Source organism: Pseudomonas sp. GM17, from assembly GCF_000282175.2.
Classification (GTDB): Bacteria; Pseudomonadota; Gammaproteobacteria; order Pseudomonadales; family Pseudomonadaceae; genus Aquipseudomonas; species Aquipseudomonas chlororaphis.
The window spans coordinates 5,579,068-5,601,073 of sequence record NZ_CP124732.1 but is presented as its reverse complement, the minus strand read 5'-3'; the positions used below and the strand labels follow the sequence as shown (position 1 = coordinate 5,601,073).

Below are 22,006 nucleotides of genomic sequence, written 5' to 3'. Positions count from 1 at the left end.
TTATTAAAGTGCCGGACATGAACTGGCGAAACCTATATCCGGCCCAGTAACAGGAGAACCAGCAACACCACCAGCACCACACCGATGATGCCGGACGGGCCATAACCCCAGCTTCTGGAGTGCGGGAACACTGGAAGACCACCGATCAGCAGAAGAATTAGAATAATGATCAGGATTGTGCCCATGTCGTTTTCCTTATTGGAGGATCGAAGGCGCGGCTGGACTCGAAGGCAATTAATCCGTACCGCTTAATCATTCGGACTCTGTGCCTTGAAGGATGATTCCAAGTTTTTTTAATGCTTTTTGCACGCAGGCCTATTTCTTTTCGTACCTGCTGTCGGTGGCCATCGAGTTGAACGTGCAACACCGCGGGAAGTCGCACCGAGGCCCCGGTTTGCCTGGGGCATTCAGCAATCTGATGGTGCGTGGGCGGCACAAAATCCTTCGCTACACTCGCCTCATCTTCCCCGGAACAACAAGGCAACTCCTATGCAAAATCGCATGATGATCACTGGCGCCGGATCCGGCCTGGGTCGCGAAATCGCTCTGCGCTGGGCGCGCGAAGGCTGGCAGTTGGCGTTGTCGGATGTCAGCGAACCCGGCCTGCAGGAAACCCTCAGGCTGGTACGCGAAGCCGGCGGCGATGGCTTCGTGCAACGTTGCGACGTGCGTGACTACAGCCAGTTGACCGCCTTCGCCCAGGCCTGTGAAGTCAAGCTCGGCGGCATCGATGTGATCGTCAATAACGCCGGTGTGGCCTCCGGCGGCTTCTTCAGCGAATTGTCCCTGGAGGACTGGGACTGGCAGATCGCGATCAACCTGATGGGCGTGGTCAAGGGCTGCAAGGCGTTCCTGCCGCTGCTGGAAAAGAGCAAGGGCCGGATCATCAATATCGCCTCGATGGCGGCCTTGATGCAGGGCCCGGCGATGAGCAACTACAACGTGGCCAAGGCCGGCGTGGTGGCCCTGTCCGAAAGCCTGTTGATCGAACTGGCCCAGCAGGAAATCGGCGTGCACGTGGTATGCCCGTCGTTCTTCCAGACCAACCTGCTGGATTCGTTCCGTGGCCCGACCCCGGCGATGAAGGCCCAGGTCGGCAAGCTGCTGGAAAGCTCGCCGATCAGCGCGGCGGACATCGCCGATTACATCTACACCCGGGTCGCCGCCGGCGAATTCATGATCCTGCCCCACGAACAGGGACGCATGGCCTGGGCCCTGAAGCAGAAGAACCCGCAGTTGCTGTACGACGAAATGACCCTCATGGCCGACAAGATGCGCGCCAAGGCCAAGCAAAACGCCAGCTGAGCTTGCTCCTGCCCCGACGCGTCGTTAGGGTTGCCAGCATCTGGCATCCCTGACGAGACCTTGCATGCTCAATTACCTGTGGTTCTTCCTCGCCGCGCTGTTCGAGATCGCCGGCTGCTACGCCTTCTGGATGTGGCTGCGCCAGGGCAAAAGCGCCTGGTGGATGGTCCCGGCGCTGGCGAGCCTGATGCTCTTCGCCCTGTTGCTGACCAAGATCGAAGCGAGCTACGCCGGCCGCGCCTATGCGGCGTACGGCGGGATCTACATCATCGCCTCGATCGGCTGGCTGGGTATGGTGGAGCGGGTGCGGCCGCTGAGTTCGGACTGGCTGGGGGTGGCGCTGTGCGTGATCGGCGCGAGCATCATTCTGTTCGGGCCGCGCTTTACCAACGGTTAGGAACTTGCCGGGTTGCGGGCGCCGCGATGGCGCCCGGTCCCGGGCGGGAATCAGTCGAACAATTCCTTGGGCACGTCGTGCTTGAGCATCAACTGGCACTGCTCGCTGTCCGGGTCGAAGACGATCACCGCCTGGCCCTTGGTCAGCGCCTGGCGCACGCGCAGGACGCGGGTTTCCAGCGGGGTGTCGTCGCCATTGTCGGTGCCGTCGCGGGTGACGAAGTCTTCGATCAGGCGGGTCAGGGTGTCGACTTCTAGTTGGTCATGGGGAATCAGCATACGGGCCTCCGGCAAACAATCCCGGATCCTACTGCGCCGGGCCCCGCGCGGCTAGGCAAACCTCGCGCGGGGCCGGGCTTTTCCCTTCAGGGCTTTTCACCTCAGGACTTTTGCCCCACCAGGCTGTCCACCGACGGCACCCGGGTGTCGCTTTCCATCTGTGTGTCGTGTTCCAGCTGATGGCTGAAACGGTCCAGGGAGCCCTGGGCCGGCTGTGCGTCGCTGGCGAACACCGGCGGGCTGAGGATGTAGGCGCCCAGCAGGCGGCTGAGGGCCGCCAGGCTGTCGATATGGGTGCGCTCGTAGCCGTGGGTGGCGTCGCAACCGAAGGCCAGCAGGGCGGTACGGATATCGTGGCCGGCGGTGACCGCCGAATGGGCATCGCTGAAGTAGTAGCGGAACAGGTCGCGGCGTACCGGCAATTCGTGTTCCGTGGCCAGGCGCAGCAAGTGGCGCGACAGGTGATAGTCGTAAGGCCCGCCGGAGTCCTGCATGGCCACGCTCACCGCGTGCTCGCTGGAGTGCTGGCCGGGGGCGACCGGGGCGATGTCGATGCCGACGAATTCGCTGACGTCCCAGGGCAGGGCCGCCGCCGCGCCGCTGCCGGTTTCTTCGGTGATGGTGAACAGCGGATGGCAGTCGATCATCAGCGGCTCGCCGCTGTCGACGATGGCCTTGAGCGCGGCCAGCAGCGCCGCGACCCCAGCCTTGTCGTCGAGGTGGCGGGCGCTGATATGGCCGCTTTCGGTGAACTCCGGCAAGGGATCGAACGCGACGAAATCGCCGACGCCGATGCCCAGCGACTCGCAGTCGGCGCGGGTGGTGCAGTAGGCGTCCAGGCGCAATTCGATGTGGTCCCAACTGATGGGCATTTCGTCCACCGCGGTGTTAAAGGCGTGCCCGGAGGCCATCAGCGGCAACACGCTGCCACGCACTACGCCGTTGTCGGTGAACAGGCTGACCCGGCTGCCCTCGGCGAAACGGCTGGACCAGCAACCGACCGGGGCCAGGGTCAGGCGGCCGTTGTCTTTCACCGCGCGCACGCTGGCGCCGATGGTGTCCAGGTGCGCCGAGACGGCGCGGTCCGGGCTGTTCTTCTGGCCCTTGAGGGTGGCGCGAATGGTCCCGCGGCGGGTTAGCTCGAAGGGAATACCCAGTTCTTCCAGGCGCTCGGCCACGTAACGCACGATGGTGTCGGTGAAGCCGGTGGGGCTGGGAATGGCGAGCATTTCCAGGAGGACTTTCTGCAGGTAGTTGAGGTCCGGTTCGGGAATCGATCGGGTCATGGAAACTCCTGATGATGAAAAGGCATCGCGAGCAAGGCGGCGATCCCTGTAGGAGCGAGACTTGCCCGCGATGAGGCCGCGACGGTCAGCACAAGGCTTTCAGACCGCCGGCTGGCTGTGGGGAAACAACAGGTCGACAAAGCGCTCGGCCGTCGGCTGCGGTTCATGGTTGGCCAGGCCGGCGCGCTCGTTGGCCTCGATGAACACGTACTGCGGCTGGTCCGCCGCCGGCACCATCAGGTCGAGGCCGACCATCGGGATATCCAGCGCCCGCGCCGCGCGGATCGCTGCGTCCACCAGTTCCGGATGCAGAGTCGCGGTGACATCTTCCAGGGTGCCGCCGGTATGCAGGTTGGCGGTGCGCCGCACGAACAGCCGTTCGCCGGCCGCCAGGATGCTGTCGTAGCCGTGCCCGGCGGCCTGCAGGGTGCGCTGGGTTTCGTGGTCCAGGGGGATCTTGCTTTCGCCGCCGGTGGCGGCCTGGCGGCGTCGGCTTTGCGCTTCGATCAGCTGCCTGATGGAGTGCTGGCCGTCGCCGATCACCTCGGCCGGCCGGCGAATGGCGGCGGCAACCACCTCGAAGCCGATCACCAGGATGCGCAGGTCCAGGCCCTCGTGGAAGCTCTCGAGCAACACCCGGCTGTCGAACCGCCGGGCGTTGTCGATTGCCTGTTGCACTTCTTCGATGGTGCGCAGATCCACGGCCACACCTTGGCCTTGTTCCCCGTCGAGTGGCTTGACCACCACCCGTTCATGCTCGTCGAGAAACGCCAGGTTGTCGTCGGCGTTGCCCGCGAGTTGTTGCGCAGGCAGGTTCAGCCCGGCCTGTTTCAGTACTTTGTGAGTCAGGCTCTTGTCCTGGCACAGGCTCATGCTGATGGCGCTGGTCAGGTCGCTGAGGGATTCACGGCAACGCACCCGGCGGCCGCCATGGCTGAGGGTGAACATCCCGGCTTCGGCGTCGTCGACCTGCACGTCGATGCCGCGGCGATGGGCTTCCTCGACGATGATCCGCGCGTAAGGGTTGAACTGCGCCTCGGGCCCGGGGCCGAGGAACAGCGGCTGGTTGATGCCGTTCTTGCGCTTGATGGCGAAGGTCGACAGCGTGCGGAAACCCAGCTTGGCGTACAGGCACTTGGCCTGGCGATTGTCGTGCAGCACCGACAGGTCGAGGTAGCTCAGGCCACGGCTCATGAAGTGTTCGATCAGGTGCCGGACCAGCACTTCGCCGACCCCCGGGCGGGTGCAATGCGGGTCCACCGCCAGGCACCACAGGCTGCTGCCGTGCTCCGGATCGTGGAAGGCCTTCTGGTGGTCCAGGCCCATGACGCTGCCGATCACCGCGCCGCTGTCTTCGTCTTCGGCCAGCCAGTACACCGGCCCGCCGGCATGGCGCGGGGTCAGCAGGCTCGGGTCGACCGGCAGCATGTTGCGGGCCAGGTACAGCTGGTTGATGGCCTGCCAGTCCGCCGCGCTCTGCGCCCGACGGATGCGGAAGCCGCGAAACACCCGGGTGGCCTGGCGGTAGTCGCTGAACCACAGGCGCAGGGTGTCCGACGGGTCGAGGAACAACTGGGTCGGTTCCAGGCCGAGGATCTGCTGGGGTGCGGCGACATACAGGGCGATGTCGCGTTCGCCGGGGTGTTCGTTGAGCAGCTCCTCGGCCAGGCTCGTCGGGTCGGGAAAGGTATGGCCGATCAGCAGCCGGCCCCAGCCGCAATGCACGGCAATCGGGTCGGTGCCGAGGGCGCTGCGATCTTCGGCGAAACGCGCCTGCAGACGCTCGTAGGAGGGCGCCTGACCGCGCAGCAAGCGTTGGCTGTAAGCCGTGGCATGGGGTTTCATGGTCAGATTCCTTGTTCGCTGAGCCACAGGTTCAGCGCCGCCAGTTGCCACAGCTTGGAGCCGTGCAACGGCGTCAGCTGGCCTTGTGGATCGGTCAGCAGGCGGTCGAGCATCGCCGGGTTGAACAGGCCGCGGTCCTGGCTCGGGTCGAGCAGCAGTTCACGTACCCAGTCCAGGGTGGCGCCCTGCAGGTGCTTGAGGCCGGGCACCGGGAAGTAGCCTTTCTTGCGGTCGATCACCGCGCTGGGGATCACCAGCCGCGCGGCTTCCTTGAGCACCTGCTTGCCGCCATCGGGCAGTTTGAACCGGGCCGGCACCCGCGCTGACAGCTCCACCAGCCGGTAGTCGAGGAACGGCGTGCGCGCCTCCAAGCCCCAGGCCATGGTCATGTTATCCACACGCTTGACTGGGTCGTCGACCAGCATCACCGTGCTGTCCAGGCGCAGGGCTTTATCCACAGGCGCGGCAGCGCCGGGCTGGGCGAAATGCTCGCGGACGAAATCGCCGGCGGCGTCGTTGGCGGTCAGCCACTGCGGTTGTACGGTGGCCGCGTAGTCGTCGTAGCTGCGGTCGAAGAACGCCTCGCGGTAGGCCGCGTAGGGATCGCTGGCGCCCTCCACCTGCGGGTACCAGTGGTAACCGGCGAACAGTTCGTCGGCGCCCTGGCCGCTCTGCACCACCTTGCAGTGCCTGGCGACTTCCCGGGACAGCAGGTAGAAGGCGATGCAGTCGTGGCTGACCATGGGTTCGCTCATGGCGTGGAACGCCGCCGGCAACTGTTCGATGATCTCGCGCTCGTCGATGCGTAGCTGATGGTGATCGGTGCCGTAGTGTTGGGCGATCAGGTCCGAATACTGGAACTCGTCGCCGCGTTCGCCGCCGGCATCCTGGAAGCCGATGGAGAAGGTCGACAGGTTATCCACCCCGACTTCCCGCAGCAGGCCGACCAGCAGGCTCGAATCGACGCCGCCGGACAGCAGCACGCCGACATCCACTGCCGCCCGTTGGCGGATCGCCACGGCTTCGCGGGTGCTGTCGAGTACGCGGTCGCGCCAGTCTTCCAGGGTCAGCCCGGTTTCATCGGCGCGCGGGCCGTAGGGCAGGGTCCACCAGGTTCGCTGCTCGGTGCGGCCGTCGGCTTCGATGCGCATCCAGGTGGCCGGCGGCAGTTTCTCGATGCCCGCCAGCAGGGTGCGCGGCGCCGGCACTACGGCATGGAAGTTCAGGTAATGGTTGAGCGCCACCGGGTCGAGCAGCGGGTTGATGTCGCCGCCCTTGAGCAGCGCCGGCAAGGCCGAGGCGAAACGCAGGCGCTGGCCGGTGCGTGACAGGTACAGCGGCTTGACGCCCAGGCGGTCGCGGGCGATGAACAGGCGCTTGGCGTCCCGCTCCCAGATGGCGAAGGCGAACATGCCGTTGAGCCGCGGCAGCAGCTCGGCGCCCCAGGCGTGATAGCCCTTGAGCAGCACCTCGGTGTCGCCGCCGGAATAAAAGGCGTAGCCCAGGCTTTCCAGCTCGGCGCGCAGTTCTGGGAAGTTGTAGATCGCGCCGTTGAAGGCCAGGGACAGGCCCAGTTGGTTGTCGATCATCGGCTGGGCCGAGCCGTCCGACAGGTCCATGATTTTCAGGCGCCGATGGCCCAGGGCTATCGGGCCCTGGCTATGGAAACCCCAGGCGTCGGGGCCGCGAGGGGCGAGGTGGTGGGTAATTCGTTCAACCGCTGCCAGGTCGGCGGGTTGATGATCAAAACGTAGTTCTCCAGCTAATCCGCACATAAGTCCTTACCGGTTTTTCCGTTGGGGAGGGGTGAATCGCGACCGGCCAGAAATGGCAGGTACCCGGAAACTGACCCAGGTGATCCCCTGGAGTTTTAGACCGATGGGTTATAAGCGGCGGGGCGCAAGTGCGTTGCGGGCTGGGGCAAAGGCCTTGATCTGCCTGGAGTTTTGCCGTGCGGGCAGGGCCCGTGGGCGTTTGCGGGAGATGGCCAAGCGATGCCAGGGCGGCTGGCATCGCTGCTTTATTTCATGGCTTGCCGCGAATCAACCGACGCAAGGCAAAGCGATTGGGGTGACAGGCTTCGGCCACGCTGCGCGGCAGGGGCAGCGGTTCGTTGTCCAGCCAGGCGGCCAGCAACTCGCCCGACAGCGGCGCGGTGATCAAGCCGCGCGAGCCGTGGCCGCTGTTGATATACAGGCCGTCCAGCCAGGGGCAGGGCAGGTCCGGAACCTGGCGCGCGTCCTTGCCCAGCACCGCGTAGACCTCGGCGAATGCCGCCTGGTCCGCCAGGGGACCGACGATCGGCAGATAGTCCGGGCTGGTGCAACGGAAGGCGGCCCGTCCTTCGAGGGTTTGCGCTTGCAGCCGATCGGCTTCCAGGCGTTCCACCAGGTCCTGGGAGATCTCTTCGAGCATCAGCAGGTTGCCCGCATGCTCGGCGGCGGTGGGTGTCAGGTCTTCGCTCTTGAAATCGAAACTGGCACCCAGGGTGTGTTCGCCCAGTCGCGCGGGGGCGACATAACCTTCGGCGCACACCACGGTGGCCAGGCTCTGGCTGCGCGCGGTCTGCAGCAGGCGGGTGATCTGCCCGCGGATGCGTTTGAGCGGCAGCTCGGCGCTGGCGGGAAAGCGCTTGATCTCGGCGGCGCCGGCGAGGATCACCACCTCGGCACTGGCCAGCAGCCGCTCGCCGTCCCAGGCCTGCCACTGGCCATCGCCCCGGCGCAGTTCCACTACATCGTGGTGGGGCAGCTGGCGAATCCGCGGGTGCGCGGCTTGCCACTGGCACAGGGCCGGCGGATGCACCCAGCCACCTTCTGGGTAGAACAGCCCACCGTGGGCCAGGCCGACGCCGGCCAGGGCCTGGGCCTGGGGCTGGTCCAGCTGATGCAACAGGTCCGCCGGGAAGGCTGCCGCCAACTGCGCCTGGCGCTCGGCTTCCTTGGCGTTGAAGGCCAGTTGCAGCACGCCGCAGCTGTCCCAGTCGACGCCCCGTTGCAACTGTTCGAGCAGGCGCCGGGTGTAGCCGAAACCGCTGAGGATCATCTGCGACAGGGCGGTGCCGTGGGCCGAGAGTTTCAGGTACAGCACGCCCTGGGGATTGCCCGAGGCCTCCTGGGCCAGTTGCCCGTGGCGCTCCAGCAGGCTGACCCGCCAGCCCCGCGCGGCGAGGCTGGCGGCGCTGGCGCAACCGGCCAGGCCGGCGCCGATCACCAGGGCGTGTTTGTCCTGGATTTGTTGCGTGGGGCGAGCGAACCAGGGCTTGCTGGCGGCAGGCAGCGGCGTGTCTTCGGGCCAGCCGAGAAACTCGCCGCGCAGCACTTCCCACTTGTGGCCAATGCCCGGGGTGCGCTTCATCTTGAAGCCCGCGGCATTCAGCAGGCGGCGCACCCAGCCGGTGCTGGTGAAGGTACTGATGCTCGAACCCGGCGCGGCCAGGCGCGCCAGTTCGGCGAACAGCTCGGCGGTCCACATCTCGGGGTTTTTCGCCGGGGCGAAGCCGTCGAGGAACCAGGCATCGACCTGCCCGTCGAGTTGCGGCAATTGCTCCAGGGCATCGCCGACCAGCAGGGTCAGGGTGACCCGGCCTTCGTCCAGTACCAGGCGCTGAAAGCCTTGGTGCACCGCGACATAGGCGCGCAACAGGCGCTCGGCCAGCGGCCCCAGTTCCGGCCACAGGGCCAGGGCGCGCTGCAGGTCGGCTGGCGTCAGCGGGTACTTTTCCACGCTGACGAAATGCAGGCGTGCGCTGGGGTCAGCCTGTTGTTCGAACAACTGCCAGGCGCAGAGAAAGTTCAGGCCGGTGCCGAAGCCGGTTTCGCCGATGACGAAGCGGCCACTGGGCGGCAACGCGGCAAAACGCTCGCGCAGGCGGTTCTGTTCGAGAAACACATGGCGGGTTTCGTCCAGGCCCGACTCGGTGGAGAAATACACATCGTCGAAGACCCGCGAACGCGGGCGGCCCTGGTCGTCCCAGTCGAGCTGGGCGTGGGGCTGAGGAGGGGACAATTCGGCGCTCATGTTCGGCTCGGTAGCGGCAAGGCGGCCATTCTAGCCGATCGACACACCGGGTAATGATCCATGGCAATAAGCAGCATGTTCGGGGCCGACAAAACCTAGGTCGATCCGCTAGTCTTGCTCCATCTTGCCAGGGAGTCGCTCATGTTCGAATCTGCCGAAATCGGTCACGCCATCGACAAAAAAACTTTTGACGCCGAAGTCCCGGCCCTGCGCGAAGCCCTGCTGGAGGCCCAGTTCGAGCTGAAGCAGAAAGCCCGTTTTCCGGTGATCGTGCTGATCAACGGCATCGAAGGCGCCGGCAAGGGCGAGACGGTGAAGCTGCTCAACGAGTGGATGGACCCACGCCTGATCGAGGTCCGTACCTTCGACCAGCAGACCGACGAAGAACTGGCGAGGCCACCGGCCTGGCGCTACTGGCGGATGCTCCCGGCCAAGGGCCGCATGGGGGTGTTTTTCGGCAACTGGTACAGCCAGATGTTGCAGGGACGGGTGCACGAACTGTTCAAGGACGGCCGTTTCGACCAGGCCATCGCCGGCGCCGAGCGCCTGGAAAAGATGCTCTGCGACGAAGGCGCGCTGATCTTCAAGTTCTGGTTCCACCTGTCCAAGAAACAGATGAAGGCCCGCCTCAAGTCCTTGCAGGACGACCCGCTGCACAGCTGGCGCATCAGCCCGCTGGACTGGCAGCAGTCGGAGACCTACGACAAGTTCGTCAAATACGGCGAGCGGGTGTTACGCCGCACCAGCCGCGACTACGCGCCCTGGCATGTGATCGAAGGCGTGGACCCGCATTACCGCAGCCTGGCGGTGGGCAAGATTCTCCTCGAGGGCCTGCAGAGCGCGCTCAACCGGCCGACGCTCGAAGTCGAGTCCCATGTGGCGCCGCTGGGCGAGGCCGTCGACAAGTTGACCCTGCTCGACAGCCTGGACATGAGCCAGCAACTGGACAAGGACGACTACGAGGAGCAACTGATTACCGAGCAGGCGCGCCTGGCCGGCCTGCTGCGCGACAAGCGCATGCGCAAGCACGCGTTGGTGGCGGTTTTCGAGGGCAATGACGCGGCCGGCAAGGGCGGGGCGATTCGCCGGGTAGCGGCGGCGCTGGACCCGCGCCAGTACAGCATCGTGCCGATTGCCGCGCCGACCGAGGACGAGCGGGCCCAGCCGTATCTGTGGCGCTTCTGGCGGCATATTCCGGCGCGGGGCAAGTTCACCGTGTTCGACCGTTCCTGGTACGGCCGGGTGCTGGTGGAGCGGGTCGAGGGCTTTTGCAGCCCGGCGGACTGGTTGCGCGCCTATGGCGAGATCAACGACTTCGAGGAGCAGCTCGAGGACGCCGGGGTGATCGTGGTCAAGTTCTGGCTGGCGATCGACAAGCAGACCCAGCTGGAGCGTTTCCAGGCCCGTGAAGAGATTCCGTTCAAGCGTTTCAAGATCACCGAGGACGACTGGCGCAACCGCGACAAATGGGATGCCTACCGCGCCGCCGTCGGCGACATGGTCGACCGCACCAGCACCGAGGTCGCGGCCTGGACCCTGGTGGAGGCCAACGACAAGCGCTGGGCCCGGGTCAAGGTATTGCGCACCCTCAACCGCGCACTGGAAGAGGCATTCGACAAGTCCGAGAAAAAGGACAGGAAAGGCAAGAAGGACAAGAAATAACCGCCGCGGGTTGTGAGCGGGTCACTGGATAAACCCAGCACCGCGATGGTTTTGCATACGCCGGATGAATGATCGTCGCGGCCGGGCAAGGGCTGGATCTATGCTCGAGCCACTCACAACCGACAACAACAATGAGGTATGCCATGCGTGAAGTGGTGATCGTCGATAGCGTGCGGACCGGCCTGGCCAAGTCCTTTCGCGGCAAGTTCAACCAGACCCGTCCGGATGACATGGCCGCCCATTGCGTCAATGCGCTGCTGAGCCGCAACGGTATCGACCCGGCCAGCGTCGAGGACTGCATCGTCGGCGCCGGTTCCAACGAAGGCGCCCAGGGCTACAACATCGGGCGCAACGTCGCGGTGCTGTCGCGCCTGGGCACCGGTACCGCGGGCATGACCCTCAACCGTTTCTGTTCGTCCGGCCTGCAGGCGATCGCCATCGCGGCCAACCAGATCGCGTCCGGTTGCAGTGACGTCATTGTCGCCGGCGGGGTCGAGTCCATCAGCCTGACGATGAAAAGCGTCAACACCGACAACCTGATAAACCCGCTGCTCAAGGAGCAGGTGCCGGGCATCTATTTCCCCATGGGCCAGACCGCCGAGGTGGTCGCCCGGCGTTATAACGTGAGCCGCGAGGAGCAGGACCTGTATGCCCTGCAAAGCCAGCAGCGCACTGCGGCGGCCCAGGCGGCCGGACTGTTCGACGACGAGATCGTGGCGATGGCGGTGAAGTACCGGGTCGAGGACAAGAACAGCGGCCAGGTGCAGATTCTCGACGGTGTGGTCGATCGCGACGACTGCAACCGCCCAGACACCACCCTGGAAAGCCTGGCCGGTTTGAAACCGGTGTTCGCCGAAGACGGCTCGGTGACCGCCGGCAACTCCTCGCAATTGTCCGATGGCGCCTCCATGACCCTGGTCATGAGCCTGGAGCGGGCCCTGGCGCTGGGGCTCAAGCCCAAGGCGTTCTTCCGCGGCTTCACCGTGGCCGGCTGCGAGCCGGACGAAATGGGCATCGGCCCGGTGTTCTCGGTACCCAGGCTGCTCAAGGCCAAGGGCCTGCAAGTGGACGACATCGACCTCTGGGAGTTGAACGAGGCCTTCGCCTCGCAATGCCTGTACAGCCGCAACCGGCTGCAGATCGACAACGCCAGGTACAACGTCAACGGCGGCTCGATTTCCATCGGCCACCCGTTCGGCATGACCGGTTCGCGCCAGGTCGGCCACCTGGTGCGGGAACTGCAACGGCGCAACCTGCGCTACGGCATCGTCACCATGTGCGTCGGCGGTGGCATGGGCGCGACCGGGTTGTTCGAAGCGGTGCGTTAAGCCGTCAGACGGGGTGGAACCTATCGCGGGCAAGCCTCGCTCCTACAGAATGGTGGTGCTTCTGTAGGAGCGAGGCTTGCCCGCGATGCTTTTTGCGACCTGCACCATCCTGTTTACGTTCCCCCTCCAACTGTCTCTGTGTAAGTCACGGCCCCGGGCCTAGAATGCGGGCTCTCTCCATCAGGCTTTTGGGGGTCGCATGCACATCTCGTCCGGTCGCTGGGTCTACGGCTTGTTCCTCGCACTGCTGACGGCGCTGCTGTGGGGCATCCTGCCGATCAAGCTCAAGCAAGTGTTGCTGGTGATGGACCCGGTGACCGTGACCTGGTTTCGCCTGTTGGTGTCCGGTGGTTTCCTGCTGGTCTACCTGGCGGCGGTCAAGCGTTTGCCCAGTTGGCGGGTACTCGGGCCGCGTGGCGGCTGGCTGGTGCTGGTGGCGGTTTGCGGGCTGGTGGGCAACTACGTGCTGTACCTGATGGGGCTGAACCTGCTGAGCCCCGGCACCGCGCAACTGGTGGTGCAGATGGGGCCGATCCTGCTGCTGATCGCCAGCCTGTTTGTGTTCAAGGAGCGTTTCAGCCTGGGGCAGGGGATTGGCCTGGCGGTGCTGCTGATCGGCTTCGGGCTGTTTTTCAATCAGCGCCTGACCGAGCTGCTGACGTCCTTGAGCACCTACACCGCCGGTGTGCTGACGGTGCTCGCCGCCTCGGCGGTCTGGACCTTCTACGCCCTGGGCCAGAAGCAGTTGCTGGCGGTGTGGAATTCCTTGCAGGTGATGATGGTGATCTACCTGTTCTGCGCGCTGTTGCTCACCCCGTGGGCCCATCCTCTCGAAGCGCTTGAGTTGAGCCCGCTGCAAGGCTGGCTGTTGCTGGCCTGCTGCCTGAATACCCTGATCGCCTACGGTGCCTTCGCCGAAGCGCTGGCCCATTGGGAAGCGTCGCGGGTCAGCGCCACGCTGGCGATCACGCCCTTGGTGACCTTCGCCGCAGTGGCGATGGCGGCCTGGTTGTGGCCCGAATATGTGCATGCCGAACAGATCAACGGCCTGGGGTATGGCGGGGCGGTGCTGGTGGTGCTGGGGTCGGCCTTGACGGCCCTGGGGCCGTCGCTGATGGCCGGGCTCAAGGCGCGGCGGGTGCGTATGGACGTGCCGCAGAGCTAGGGCGCGTTCTCGTCGATCGCAGGCAAGCCCCTATCCTGTAGGAGCGAGGCTTGCCCGCGATAGCGTCTGTTCAATCACCGCCTTCCATCAGCCCTGCTTGCCAGCCTCCAGCATGTTTTCCGGACGCACCCAGGCATCGAACTCTTCGTCCGTCAGGTAACCCAGCTCCAGGGCCGCTTCACGCAAGGTGCGGTTCTCGGCATAGGCTTTCTTGGCGATCTCGGCGGACTTGTCGTAGCCGATATGGGTGTTGAGGGCGGTGACCAGCATCAGCCCGCGTTCCAGGTGGTCGGCCATCTGCACCGGGTCGGGCTCCAGGCCGGCGATGCAGTGCTGCTGGAAGTTGCTGCAGCCGTCGGCGAGCAAGCGCACCGATTGCAGCAGGTTGTGGATGATCACTGGCTTGAACACGTTCAGTTGCAGATGGCCCTGGCTGGCGGCGAAGCCGATGGCCACGTCGTTGCCCATCACCTGGCAGGCCAGCATCGACAGGGCTTCGCACTGGGTCGGGTTGACCTTGCCCGGCATGATCGAGCTGCCCGGTTCGTTGGCCGGCAGCCTGACCTCGGCCAGCCCGGCCCGTGGCCCGGAGCCCAGCAGGCGCAGGTCGTTGGCGATTTTCATCAGGCACACCGCCAGGGTCTTCAGCGCGCCGGAGAGGGTGGTCAGGGGTTCGTGGCCGGCGAGGGCGGCGAACTTGTTCGGCGCGGTGACAAACGGCAGGCCGGACAAGGCCGCCAGCTCGGCGGCGATCGCCTCGCCGAAACCATGGGGCGAGTTCAGCCCGGTGCCGACAGCGGTACCGCCCTGGGCCAGCTCGCAGACCGCTGGCAGGGCCGCGCGAATGGCGCGCTCGGCGTAGTCCAGTTGCGCGATGAAGGCCGACAGCTCCTGGCCGAAAGTGATGGGGGTGGCATCCATCATGTGGGTGCGCCCGGTTTTCACCAGCTTCATGTGTCGTGCCGCGAGTTCGGCCAGGCCGCCGGACAGCTCGGCGATCGAGGGCAACAGATGCTGCTGCACCGCCTGGGCCGCGGCGATGTGCATTGCCGTGGGGAAGCAGTCGTTGGAGCTTTGCGAGCGATTCACATGGTCGTTGGGGTGCACCGGGGTCTTGCCGCCGCGCGGGTTGCCGGCCAGTTCGTTGGCGCGACCGGCGATCACCTCGTTGACGTTCATGTTGCTCTGGGTGCCGCTGCCGGTCTGCCAGACCACCAGTGGGAACTGGTCGTCATGCTGGCCGTCCAGCACCTCGTCGGCGGCTTGTTCGATCAGGCGGGCAATGTCGGCCGGCAGATCGCCGTTGCGGTCGTTGACCCGGGCCGCGGCCTTCTTGATCAACGCCAGGGCATGCAGGACCGACAGCGGCATGCGCTCGTTGCCGATGGCGAAGTTGATCAGCGAACGCTGGGTCTGGGCGCCCCAATAGGCGTCGTCCGGGACTTCAACCTGGCCAAGGCTGTCGGTTTCGATTCGACTCATCGTGCTCACTCCTGTAGGTCTGATTGCGCAGTTTAGGCCGTGATCCACAGCCTGGGTTCCATAAAGCGCCTTTTGTGTCATTTGGTCGAGCAAATGCAGGCACCACAAGGCTTGGGGTTGAGCGACAGAGTTTTTTAGGCGCAGAATGGTCGCCCTTGGGGTTATACCTCGCCTGCTAGAAAAGGAAACTCGATGACTCGTCTTCGTGCCATATGTACCGCGGTTGTTCTGGTTTGCGCCAGCGGCCAGGTGCTTGCCGATACCGCCAGCCACAACGCCAGTGCCGAAGCTTTCCTGACCCTGGCGCACGCTGACAAGCTGGGCACTCCGGTGTACATGCAAGTGCAGCAAATGTTCGCCCAGCGTTTTGAACAGACCAAAGCCCCAGAGTCGAAAAAAGCCGTGCTGGAAACCTACCAGGCCAAGGCCAACGCCGCCCTGGACCAGGCCATCGGCTGGAACAAGCTGAAGCCGGACATGGTCAAGCTCTACACCAGCAACTTCAGCGAATCCGAGCTCAAGGACCTGGTGGCGTTCTACCAGTCGCCGCTGGGCAAGAAAGTCCTGGAAAAAATGCCGCAGCTGACCCAGCAATCGGCCCAGATGACCCAGGCCAAGCTGGAAAGCGCGGTACCGGTAGTCAACAAGCTGCTGGCCGACATGACCGCCGAACTCGAGCCTAAGGCCGCACCGGCGAAGAAGAAGTAAGCGGAGCCAGGAATGACCATGCAACAACGTATCGAATCGGCACTGGGCGCATTGCAGCCTGAGCATTTGCAGGTGCTGGATGAAAGCCACATGCACAGTCGCGGCCTGGAGACCCATTTCAAGGCCGTGCTGGTCAGCGAGCAGTTTGCCGGGCTCAACAGCGTCAAGCGTCACCAGAAGGTCTACGCGACCCTGGGCGAGCTGATGGGCCAGTTTCATGCGTTGGCGCTGCATACCTATACGCCAGAGGAATGGGCGAAGATCGGCGTGGCCCCGGCCTCGCCGACCTGCGCTGGCGGCAGCAAGCATTAACCACAGGTTTTTTGCTAGAATCCGCAACGCGCCGCTCAGTCGGCGCGTTTTTTTTTGCATCCGGTTCACCCTTTGCGAGGGTAGCCACCTGGAGAATTACCCATGACACAACAGATTGTCGTGGCGGCACTGTATAAGTTCGTCACCCTCGAAGATTACGTTGCCCTGCGCGAACCGCTGCTCAAGGCGATGCTCGACAACGGCATCAAGGGCACCCTGCTGATCGCCGAAGAAGGTATCAATGGCACCGTTTCCGGTAGCCGCGAAGGCATCGACGGGCTGCTGGCCTGGCTCAAGAACGACCCGCGCATGGTCGACATCGATCACAAGGAATCGTACTGCGACGAGCAGCCGTTCTACCGCACCAAGGTCAAGCTCAAGAAAGAGATCGTGACCCTGGGCGTACCCGGCGTCGACCCGAACAAGAAGGTCGGCACCTATGTCGAACCGCAGGACTGGAACGCGCTGATCAGCGACCCGCAAGTGCTGCTGATCGACACCCGCAACGACTACGAGGTTTCGATCGGCACCTTCGAAGGTGCCATCGACCCGAAGACCACCAGTTTTCGCGAATTCCCCGACTACATCAAAGCCAACTTCGACCCGAGCAAGCACAAGAAAGTCGCGATGTTCTGCACCGGCGGCATTCGTTGCGAGAAAGCTTCGAGCTACATGCTCAGCGAAGGCTTCGGCGAGGTCTTCCACCTCAAGGGCGGTATCCTCAAGTACCTCGAAGAGGTGCCGCAGCAAGAGAGTAAATGGCAGGGCGACTGTTTCGTCTTCGATAATCGGGTGACCGTGCGTCACGACCTCAGCGAAGGCGACTACGATCAATGTCATGCCTGCCGCACGCCGGTAAGCGTCGAGGATCGCGCCAGCGAGCACTATGTGCCGGGTATCAGTTGTCCGCACTGCTGGGACACGCTGAGCGAGAAAACCCGCCGCAGCGCCATCGACCGGCAGAAGCAGATTGAACTGGCCAAGGCTCGCAACATGCCGCACCCGATCGGTTACAACTACAAGCAATCTTCTTCCGAGGCCTGAGCCATGTCTGCCCGCCTGCTCTATGTGATGGACCCGATGTGTTCGTGGTGCTGGGGCTTCGCTCCAGTGGCCGAGGCCCTGGTCGAGCAGGCGCGGGCCGCGGGCGTCGAGTTGCATCTGGTGGTGGGCGGCCTGCGGACCGGCAGTGGCTCGGCACTGGAGCCGACCACCCGCCGCTATATCCTCGAACACTGGCAGGCGGTCACCGAGGCCACCGGCCAGCCGTTCAAGTTCGAGGGTGCCTTGCCCGACGGTTTTGTCTATGACACCGAGCCTGCGTGCCGCGCCATCGTCACGGCGCGCAGCCTGGCGCCGGATTGCGCCTGGAAACTCTTGCGCCTGATCCAGCGGGCTTTTTACGTCGAAGGCCGGGATGTCACTCGCGCCAGCGTTCTGGTGGAACTGGCCGAGGAAGCGGGCGTGCCGCGCATCGAGTTCGCCGAGGCGTTCGATCGCGCCGAGCAGCATGCCGCGACCGCCGCCGATTTCACCTGGGTCCAGGACCTGGGGATCGCCGGCTTCCCGACGATGCTGGCCGAGCGCAATGGCCAGCTGGCCTTGTTGACCAATGGCTACCAGCCCTTGAGTGAGCTTGCTCCATTGCTCGGCCGCTGGCTGGAGCGTGCCGCCTGTGCGTGATCCACAAGCGCCGGAACCCGTCGATCGCCTGAGCTGGGCGCAAGTCCGCCGGCTGGCACTGCAGCATAAAAAATCCCTGTGGATCGCCAATGGCGTGGCCGTCCTGGCGACGCTGTGCAGCGTGCCTATCCCGTTGCTGTTGCCGCTGTTGGTGGACGAAGTACTGCTGGGGCATGGCGATGCTGCGCTGAAGGTGATGAACCACGCCTTGCCCGCGGGCTGGCAGAGTGCCGCCGGCTACATCGGCCTGATGTTGCTGATCACCCTGATGCTGCGTTGCTCGGCGCTGCTGTTCAACGTGCTGCAGGCGCGGTTGTTTGCCGGGTTGGCCAAGGACATTGTCTATCGCATCCGTCTGCGGCTGATCGAGCGCCTCAAACGCATTTCCCTGGGCGAGTACGAAAGCCTGGGCAGCGGTACGGTGACGACTCACCTGGTCACCGACCTCGACACCCTCGACAAGTTTGTCGGCGAAACCCTAAGCCGTTTTCTGGTGGCCATGCTCACGCTGGTGGGCACTGCTGGCATCCTGATGTGGATGCATTGGCAGCTGGCGCTGCTGATCCTGTTGTTCAATCCCCTGGTGATCTACGCCACGGTGCAGTTGGGCAAGCGGGTCAAGCACCTGAAAAAGCTCGAGAACGACAGCACCTCGCGTTTCACCCAGGCCCTGACCGAAACCCTGGATGCGATCCAGGAAGTCCGTGCGGGCAACCGCCAGGGCTTTTTCCTCGGCCGTCTCGGCCGGCGTGCCCAGGATGTGCGGGACTACGCGGTGGCTTCGCAATGGAAGAGCGACGCCTCCAATCGCGCCAGCGGGCTGCTGTTCCAGTTCGGGATCGATATCTTTCGTGCGGCGGCCATGCTCACCGTGCTGTTTTCCGATCTGTCCATCGGCCAGATGCTGGCCGTATTCAGCTACCTGTGGTTCATGATCGGCCCGGTGGAACAACTGCTGAACCTGCAGTACGCCTACTATGCCGCCGGTGGCGCGTTGTCGCGCATCAACGAGCTACTGTCGCGGGCCGACGAGCCGCAGTATGCCGGCGGTTTCGACCCGTTCCAGGGGCGCGAGACCGTGGGTATCGAAGTCAGCGGCCTGAGTTTCGGCTACGGCGACGAACTGGTGCTGGACCAAATGAACCTGTCGATCGAGCCGGGGGAGAAGGTGGCGATCGTCGGCGCCAGCGGCGGCGGCAAAAGTACCCTGGTTCAGCTGTTGCTGGGGCTCTACACACCGCAGGCGGGCGTGATTCGTTTTGGCGGCAAGACCCAGCAGGAAATCGGCCTGGAAACCCTGCGGGAAAATGTGGCGGTGGTGTTGCAGCATCCGGCGCTGTTCAACGACAGCATCCGCGCCAACCTGACCATGGGCCGCGAGCGCAGCGACGAGGCCTGTTGGCGGGCGTTGGAAATTGCCCAGTTGGACTCGACGGTCCGCGCCCTGGCCAACGGCCTGGACAGTGTGGTCGGCCGTTCTGGCGTGCGTCTGTCTGGCGGCCAGCGCCAGCGCCTGGCCATCGCGCGGATGGTCCTGGCCGAACCCAAGGTGGTGATCCTCGACGAAGCCACTTCCGCGCTGGACGCCGCCACCGAGTACAACCTGCACCAGGCGCTGACGCGTTTCCTCCATGGCCGGACCACGCTGATCATTGCCCACCGCCTGTCCGCGGTAAAACAGGCGGATCGGGTTCTGGTGTTCGATGGCGGGCAGATTGCCGAAGATGGCGACCATCAGCAGCTAATTGCCGACGGCGGCCTTTACGCCAAGCTTTACGGGCACTTGCAGCAAGTCCAGCGACCTTGAGTTTTATCTGGTTTTCTGTGCTTAGTGCTTGAATTCTCTGGTGGAAATGACCCTCCTGGGGCGCGGCCCTGTCGTGTCTTGACTGGCAGCGTGCTCGAACGTCACGGCCTGTGCGCTCGAAGCGGCGGAAATTAGCCTAGTCTGTGCTGTCAGGAGCGGTATTTCCTCGGGTGTTCATCTGGCAGTGCTTATGCAAGGGACCTCATGAAGCAAAAGCGGACTCTCGGAACGCCACGGTTATTGGGCATCGTCTGGCCATTTATTGCGGTGGTGTTGTTTCAAGCGCTGTTGGGTGGCCTCAGCTTATATGTCCTTTCGGCGGTACGTGGTTACGTTGCCGGGGAGAGCCTTTGGTCCAAGGGCCAGAAGGACGCCATCTACTACCTCAATCTCTACGCCGACAGCCGCGACGAATCGATCTTTCTGAAGTACCAGAATGCTATTGCCGTGCCTCAGGGCGGGCATGAGCTGCGGGTCGCGCTGGATCAGCAACCGCCCGACCTGAATGCCGCGCGGGCGGGGATTCTCAAGGGTGGCAACCACCCTGACGACAGCGACAGCGTGATCTGGCTGTACCTGAACTTCCGCCATTTCAGCTACCTGGAAAAAGCCATCGACCTGTGGACCGTGGGCGACAGTTATCTGGTGCAACTCGACAGCGTGGCCCATGAAATGCACCGCAGCATTACCAGCAACCAGGCCTCCGAAGCCGATATCCAGCGCTGGAAGAACCAGATTTTCGCCATCAACGATGGCGTGACGCCCGCTGCCAAGGCCTTTAGCGATGCTTTGGGCGAGGGCTCGCGGGTCATCCTGCGGCTGTTGCTGATCACCAACCTGGCCACCGCGCTGGGGCTGATTGTCCTGGCCTTGCTGCGCACCCATAAGCTGCTGGCCCAGCGTCATGAATTTGCCAGCGCCCTGCAGTTGGAAAAGGAACGGGCGCAGATCACCCTGCAATCCATTGGCGACGGCGTTATCACCACCGACGTGGATGGCGCCATCGCCTACATGAACCCGGCCGCCGAGGAAATGACCCACTGGAAGGCCGAGCAGGCCATGGGGCTGCCGCTGGCGGCCTTGTTCAATCTGCTGGATGAAAATGCCCAGACCGACGGCTTTACCCTGATCGAGCACATTCTCAGTGGCCAGCTCAGTGGTGGCAGCGAGCACTCGAAGCTGATCCAGCGCCTGGATGGCAGCACGGTGTCGGTGACCCTGGTCGGCGCGCCTATCCAGAACGCCGGCAAGGTCAGCGGTACGGTGCTGGTGCTGCACGACATGACCCAGGAGCGCCAGTACATCGCCAATCTGTCCTGGCAGGCGACCCACGACGCCTTGACTGGCCTGGCGAACCGTCGCGAGTTCGAATACCGCCTGGAGCAGGCATTGCACAGCTTGAGCCGGCAACCGGGGCGGCACGCCCTGATGTTCCTCGACCTGGACCAGTTCAAGCTGGTCAACGATACCTGCGGCCATGCGGCAGGGGATGAGTTGCTCCGGCATATCTGCGCCTTGCTCCAGTCGGGCCTGCGCGAGGGCGATACCCTGGCGCGCCTGGGGGGCGATGAGTTCGGCATCCTGCTGGAGAACTGCTCGCCGGAAGCGGCGGAAAAGATCGCCGAAGGCCTGCGCCAGACGGTGCAGAACCTGCATTTTGTCTGGAAGGGCCGGCCCTTCGTCACCACGGTCAGCATTGGCCTGGTGCATGTGGCGCAAACCCCGACCACCCTCGAAGCATCACTGCGGGCAGCGGACATGGCGTGCTACATGGCCAAGGAGAAAGGGCGCAACCGGGTCCAGGTCTATCACGCGGACGACTCGGAGCTGTCCCTGCGGTTCGGTGAAATGGCCTGGGTACAGCGTCTGCATATGGCCCTGGAGGAAAACCGCTTCTGTCTTTATGCCCAGGAAATAGCCGCTCTGGGTCATGTGGACCGGCTCGGCGGGCATATCGAGATTCTGCTGCGCCTGCACGACGAGGCCGGGCGGATGATCCTGCCCGACAGCTTCATTCCGGCCGCCGAGCGTTACGGCCTGATGACCTCCCTTGACCGTTGGGTGGTGGAAAATGTGTTCAAGATCATCGCCGAATGCATCCGCGAGGAGCGCGAAGGGCCTCTGGCGATGTGTGCGATCAATCTGTCGGGCGCGACCATCGGTGACGAGGCTTTCCTGGACTTCCTGCGCGAGCAGTTCATCGTCCACGGTGTGCCACCGGACCTGATTTGTTTTGAAATCACCGAGACCAGCGCTATCTCCAATCTCGGCAGTGCGATTCGATTTATCAACGAGCTCAAGGGCTTGGGCTGTCACTTTTCGTTGGATGACTTTTGTGCGGGAATGTCGTCATTCGCTTATCTCAAACATTTGCCTGTAGACTTCCTCAAGATCGATGGAAGTTTCGTAAAAGATATGCTGGACGACCCGATCAATCGCGCGATGGTCGAGGTGATCAACCATATCGGTCATGTGATGGGCAAACGCACGATTGCCGAGTTTGTCGAAACACCGCAGATTGAGCAGGCATTGTTGGAGATTGGCGTGGATTACGCTCAGGGCTACCTGATCGAGCGCCCGCAACTCTTCACCTGCGACAGTCTGCAGTGCCGGCCTTCGCGACCACAGCCTCTGTTGTTCAAGGCTCCTGGCACGTTCCGTTGAATCTCTCGCTGATCCGTACCATCACCATCAAAAGGAGCCCCGACAGTGATCGACGCATTCAACA

18 protein-coding genes are annotated in these 22,006 nt (G+C 63.9%); 11 read left to right on the top strand and 7 right to left on the bottom strand.

Going from position 1 to position 22,006, the window contains the following annotated elements; translation table 11 throughout:
- Window positions 1-32: 32 nt before the first annotated feature.
- Window positions 33-185 (bottom strand): DUF3309 family protein, encoded by a 153-nt coding sequence (locus PMI20_RS24805; protein WP_003226960.1) that lies wholly within the window; start codon window positions 183-185, stop codon window positions 33-35.
- Between the two features lie 304 nt (window positions 186-489).
- On the opposite strand from PMI20_RS24805, the gene PMI20_RS24800 reads away from it, so the two are divergent.
- Both PMI20_RS24800 and PMI20_RS24795 read left to right on the top strand, forming a co-directional pair.
- On the top strand, window positions 490-1,305 hold the full coding sequence (locus PMI20_RS24800) for an SDR family oxidoreductase (RefSeq protein WP_007932248.1): 816 nt from the start codon (window positions 490-492) through the stop codon (window positions 1,303-1,305).
- A gap of 64 nt (window positions 1,306-1,369) precedes the next feature.
- Window positions 1,370-1,702: a YnfA family protein gene (locus tag PMI20_RS24795; RefSeq protein WP_007932246.1), complete on the top strand. Its 333-nt coding sequence runs from the start codon at window positions 1,370-1,372 to the stop codon at window positions 1,700-1,702.
- 50 nt (window positions 1,703-1,752) lie between these two features.
- Here the strand turns inward: PMI20_RS24795 and PMI20_RS24790 are convergent, their stop codons facing one another.
- From PMI20_RS24790 to mnmC, 5 genes are all read right to left on the bottom strand, one after another.
- Complete coding sequence (locus PMI20_RS24790; protein WP_007932245.1) at window positions 1,753-1,980, bottom strand: YheU family protein; 228 nt, start codon at window positions 1,978-1,980, stop codon at window positions 1,753-1,755.
- Window positions 1,981-2,081: 101 nt separating this feature from the next.
- On the bottom strand, window positions 2,082-3,266 hold the full coding sequence (locus tag PMI20_RS24785; RefSeq protein ID WP_007932243.1) for an osmoprotectant NAGGN system M42 family peptidase: 1,185 nt from the start codon (window positions 3,264-3,266) through the stop codon (window positions 2,082-2,084).
- 99 nt (window positions 3,267-3,365) lie between these two features.
- Window positions 3,366-5,111: an N-acetylglutaminylglutamine synthetase gene (gene ngg, locus PMI20_RS24780; RefSeq protein WP_007932242.1), complete on the bottom strand. Its 1,746-nt coding sequence runs from the start codon at window positions 5,109-5,111 to the stop codon at window positions 3,366-3,368.
- Between the two features lie 2 nt (window positions 5,112-5,113).
- The gene (locus PMI20_RS24775) at window positions 5,114-6,886 is read right to left on the bottom strand and encodes an N-acetylglutaminylglutamine amidotransferase (protein ID WP_037036148.1); all 1,773 of its coding nucleotides are present in this window, start codon (window positions 6,884-6,886) and stop codon (window positions 5,114-5,116) included.
- A 250-nt stretch (window positions 6,887-7,136) separates the two neighbouring features.
- Window positions 7,137-9,119: a bifunctional tRNA (5-methylaminomethyl-2-thiouridine)(34)-methyltransferase MnmC2/FAD-dependent 5-carboxymethylaminomethyl-2-thiouridine(34) oxidoreductase MnmC1 gene (gene mnmC, locus PMI20_RS24770; RefSeq protein ID WP_037036166.1), complete on the bottom strand. Its 1,983-nt coding sequence runs from the start codon at window positions 9,117-9,119 to the stop codon at window positions 7,137-7,139.
- A 153-nt stretch (window positions 9,120-9,272) separates the two neighbouring features.
- On the opposite strand from mnmC, the gene pap reads away from it, so the two are divergent.
- The 3 genes from pap to PMI20_RS24755 all read left to right on the top strand — a co-directional run bounded on the left by pap (window position 9,273) and on the right by PMI20_RS24755 (window position 13,286).
- Window positions 9,273-10,793, top strand: coding sequence for a polyphosphate:AMP phosphotransferase (gene pap, locus PMI20_RS24765; RefSeq protein WP_007932235.1), 1,521 nt, complete (start codon window positions 9,273-9,275; stop codon window positions 10,791-10,793).
- A gap of 143 nt (window positions 10,794-10,936) precedes the next feature.
- On the top strand, window positions 10,937-12,121 hold the full coding sequence (locus tag PMI20_RS24760; protein WP_007932234.1) for a thiolase family protein: 1,185 nt from the start codon (window positions 10,937-10,939) through the stop codon (window positions 12,119-12,121).
- Window positions 12,122-12,320: 199 nt separating this feature from the next.
- A complete protein-coding gene (locus PMI20_RS24755) occupies window positions 12,321-13,286 on the top strand; it encodes a DMT family transporter (protein WP_007932233.1) in 966 nt (321 codons plus the stop codon).
- 87 nt (window positions 13,287-13,373) lie between these two features.
- On the opposite strand, the gene PMI20_RS24750 is transcribed toward PMI20_RS24755, so the two are convergent.
- A complete protein-coding gene (locus tag PMI20_RS24750) occupies window positions 13,374-14,768 on the bottom strand; it encodes a class II fumarate hydratase (protein WP_007932231.1) in 1,395 nt (464 codons plus the stop codon).
- A 192-nt stretch (window positions 14,769-14,960) separates the two neighbouring features.
- On the opposite strand from PMI20_RS24750, the gene PMI20_RS24745 reads away from it, so the two are divergent.
- The 6 genes from PMI20_RS24745 (at window position 14,961) to PMI20_RS24720 (ending at window position 21,942) form a co-directional block, all read left to right on the top strand.
- A complete protein-coding gene (locus tag PMI20_RS24745) occupies window positions 14,961-15,476 on the top strand; it encodes a DUF2059 domain-containing protein (protein WP_007932229.1) in 516 nt (171 codons plus the stop codon).
- Between the two features lie 12 nt (window positions 15,477-15,488).
- The gene (locus tag PMI20_RS24740; protein ID WP_007932228.1) at window positions 15,489-15,788 is read left to right on the top strand and encodes a BolA family protein; all 300 of its coding nucleotides are present in this window, start codon (window positions 15,489-15,491) and stop codon (window positions 15,786-15,788) included.
- Between the two features lie 102 nt (window positions 15,789-15,890).
- On the top strand, window positions 15,891-16,832 hold the full coding sequence (gene trhO, locus PMI20_RS24735) for an oxygen-dependent tRNA uridine(34) hydroxylase TrhO (RefSeq protein WP_007932227.1): 942 nt from the start codon (window positions 15,891-15,893) through the stop codon (window positions 16,830-16,832).
- A 36-nt stretch (window positions 16,833-16,868) separates the two neighbouring features.
- A complete protein-coding gene (locus PMI20_RS24730) occupies window positions 16,869-17,471 on the top strand; it encodes a DsbA family protein (RefSeq protein ID WP_177323814.1) in 603 nt (200 codons plus the stop codon).
- The gene (locus PMI20_RS24725) at window positions 17,464-19,278 is read left to right on the top strand and encodes an ABC transporter ATP-binding protein (protein ID WP_007932225.1); all 1,815 of its coding nucleotides are present in this window, start codon (window positions 17,464-17,466) and stop codon (window positions 19,276-19,278) included. Before PMI20_RS24730 ends, PMI20_RS24725 begins: the two co-directional genes overlap by 8 nt.
- Before the next feature lie 204 nt (window positions 19,279-19,482).
- On the top strand, window positions 19,483-21,942 hold the full coding sequence (locus tag PMI20_RS24720; protein WP_007932218.1) for an EAL domain-containing protein: 2,460 nt from the start codon (window positions 19,483-19,485) through the stop codon (window positions 21,940-21,942).
- Window positions 21,943-22,006: the final 64 nt, after the last annotated feature.

What these genes read in the sequence shown, in the direction of transcription:
- PMI20_RS24800 (WP_007932248.1), top strand. Translation starts at nt 490, where the DNA reads ATGCAAAATCGCATGATGATCACTGGCGCCGGATCCGGCCTGGGTCGC.
- PMI20_RS24760 (WP_007932234.1), top strand. Translation starts at nt 10,937, where the DNA reads ATGCGTGAAGTGGTGATCGTCGATAGCGTGCGGACCGGCCTGGCCAAG.
- PMI20_RS24790 (WP_007932245.1), bottom strand. Translation starts at nt 1,980, where the DNA reads ATGCTGATTCCCCATGACCAACTAGAAGTCGACACCCTGACCCGCCTG.
- PMI20_RS24750 (WP_007932231.1), bottom strand. Translation starts at nt 14,768, where the DNA reads ATGAGTCGAATCGAAACCGACAGCCTTGGCCAGGTTGAAGTCCCGGAC.
- pap (WP_007932235.1), top strand. Translation starts at nt 9,273, where the DNA reads ATGTTCGAATCTGCCGAAATCGGTCACGCCATCGACAAAAAAACTTTT.
- PMI20_RS24745 (WP_007932229.1), top strand. Translation starts at nt 14,961, where the DNA reads ATGACTCGTCTTCGTGCCATATGTACCGCGGTTGTTCTGGTTTGCGCC.
- PMI20_RS24740 (WP_007932228.1), top strand. Translation starts at nt 15,489, where the DNA reads ATGACCATGCAACAACGTATCGAATCGGCACTGGGCGCATTGCAGCCT.
- PMI20_RS24785 (WP_007932243.1), bottom strand. Translation starts at nt 3,266, where the DNA reads ATGACCCGATCGATTCCCGAACCGGACCTCAACTACCTGCAGAAAGTC.
- PMI20_RS24805 (WP_003226960.1), bottom strand. Translation starts at nt 185, where the DNA reads ATGGGCACAATCCTGATCATTATTCTAATTCTTCTGCTGATCGGTGGT.
- PMI20_RS24720 (WP_007932218.1), top strand. Translation starts at nt 19,483, where the DNA reads ATGAAGCAAAAGCGGACTCTCGGAACGCCACGGTTATTGGGCATCGTC.
- trhO (WP_007932227.1), top strand. Translation starts at nt 15,891, where the DNA reads ATGACACAACAGATTGTCGTGGCGGCACTGTATAAGTTCGTCACCCTC.
- PMI20_RS24730 (WP_177323814.1), top strand. Translation starts at nt 16,869, where the DNA reads ATGTGTTCGTGGTGCTGGGGCTTCGCTCCAGTGGCCGAGGCCCTGGTC.
- ngg (WP_007932242.1), bottom strand. Translation starts at nt 5,111, where the DNA reads ATGAAACCCCATGCCACGGCTTACAGCCAACGCTTGCTGCGCGGTCAG.
- PMI20_RS24775 (WP_037036148.1), bottom strand. Translation starts at nt 6,886, where the DNA reads ATGTGCGGATTAGCTGGAGAACTACGTTTTGATCATCAACCCGCCGAC.
- PMI20_RS24755 (WP_007932233.1), top strand. Translation starts at nt 12,321, where the DNA reads ATGCACATCTCGTCCGGTCGCTGGGTCTACGGCTTGTTCCTCGCACTG.
- PMI20_RS24795 (WP_007932246.1), top strand. Translation starts at nt 1,370, where the DNA reads ATGCTCAATTACCTGTGGTTCTTCCTCGCCGCGCTGTTCGAGATCGCC.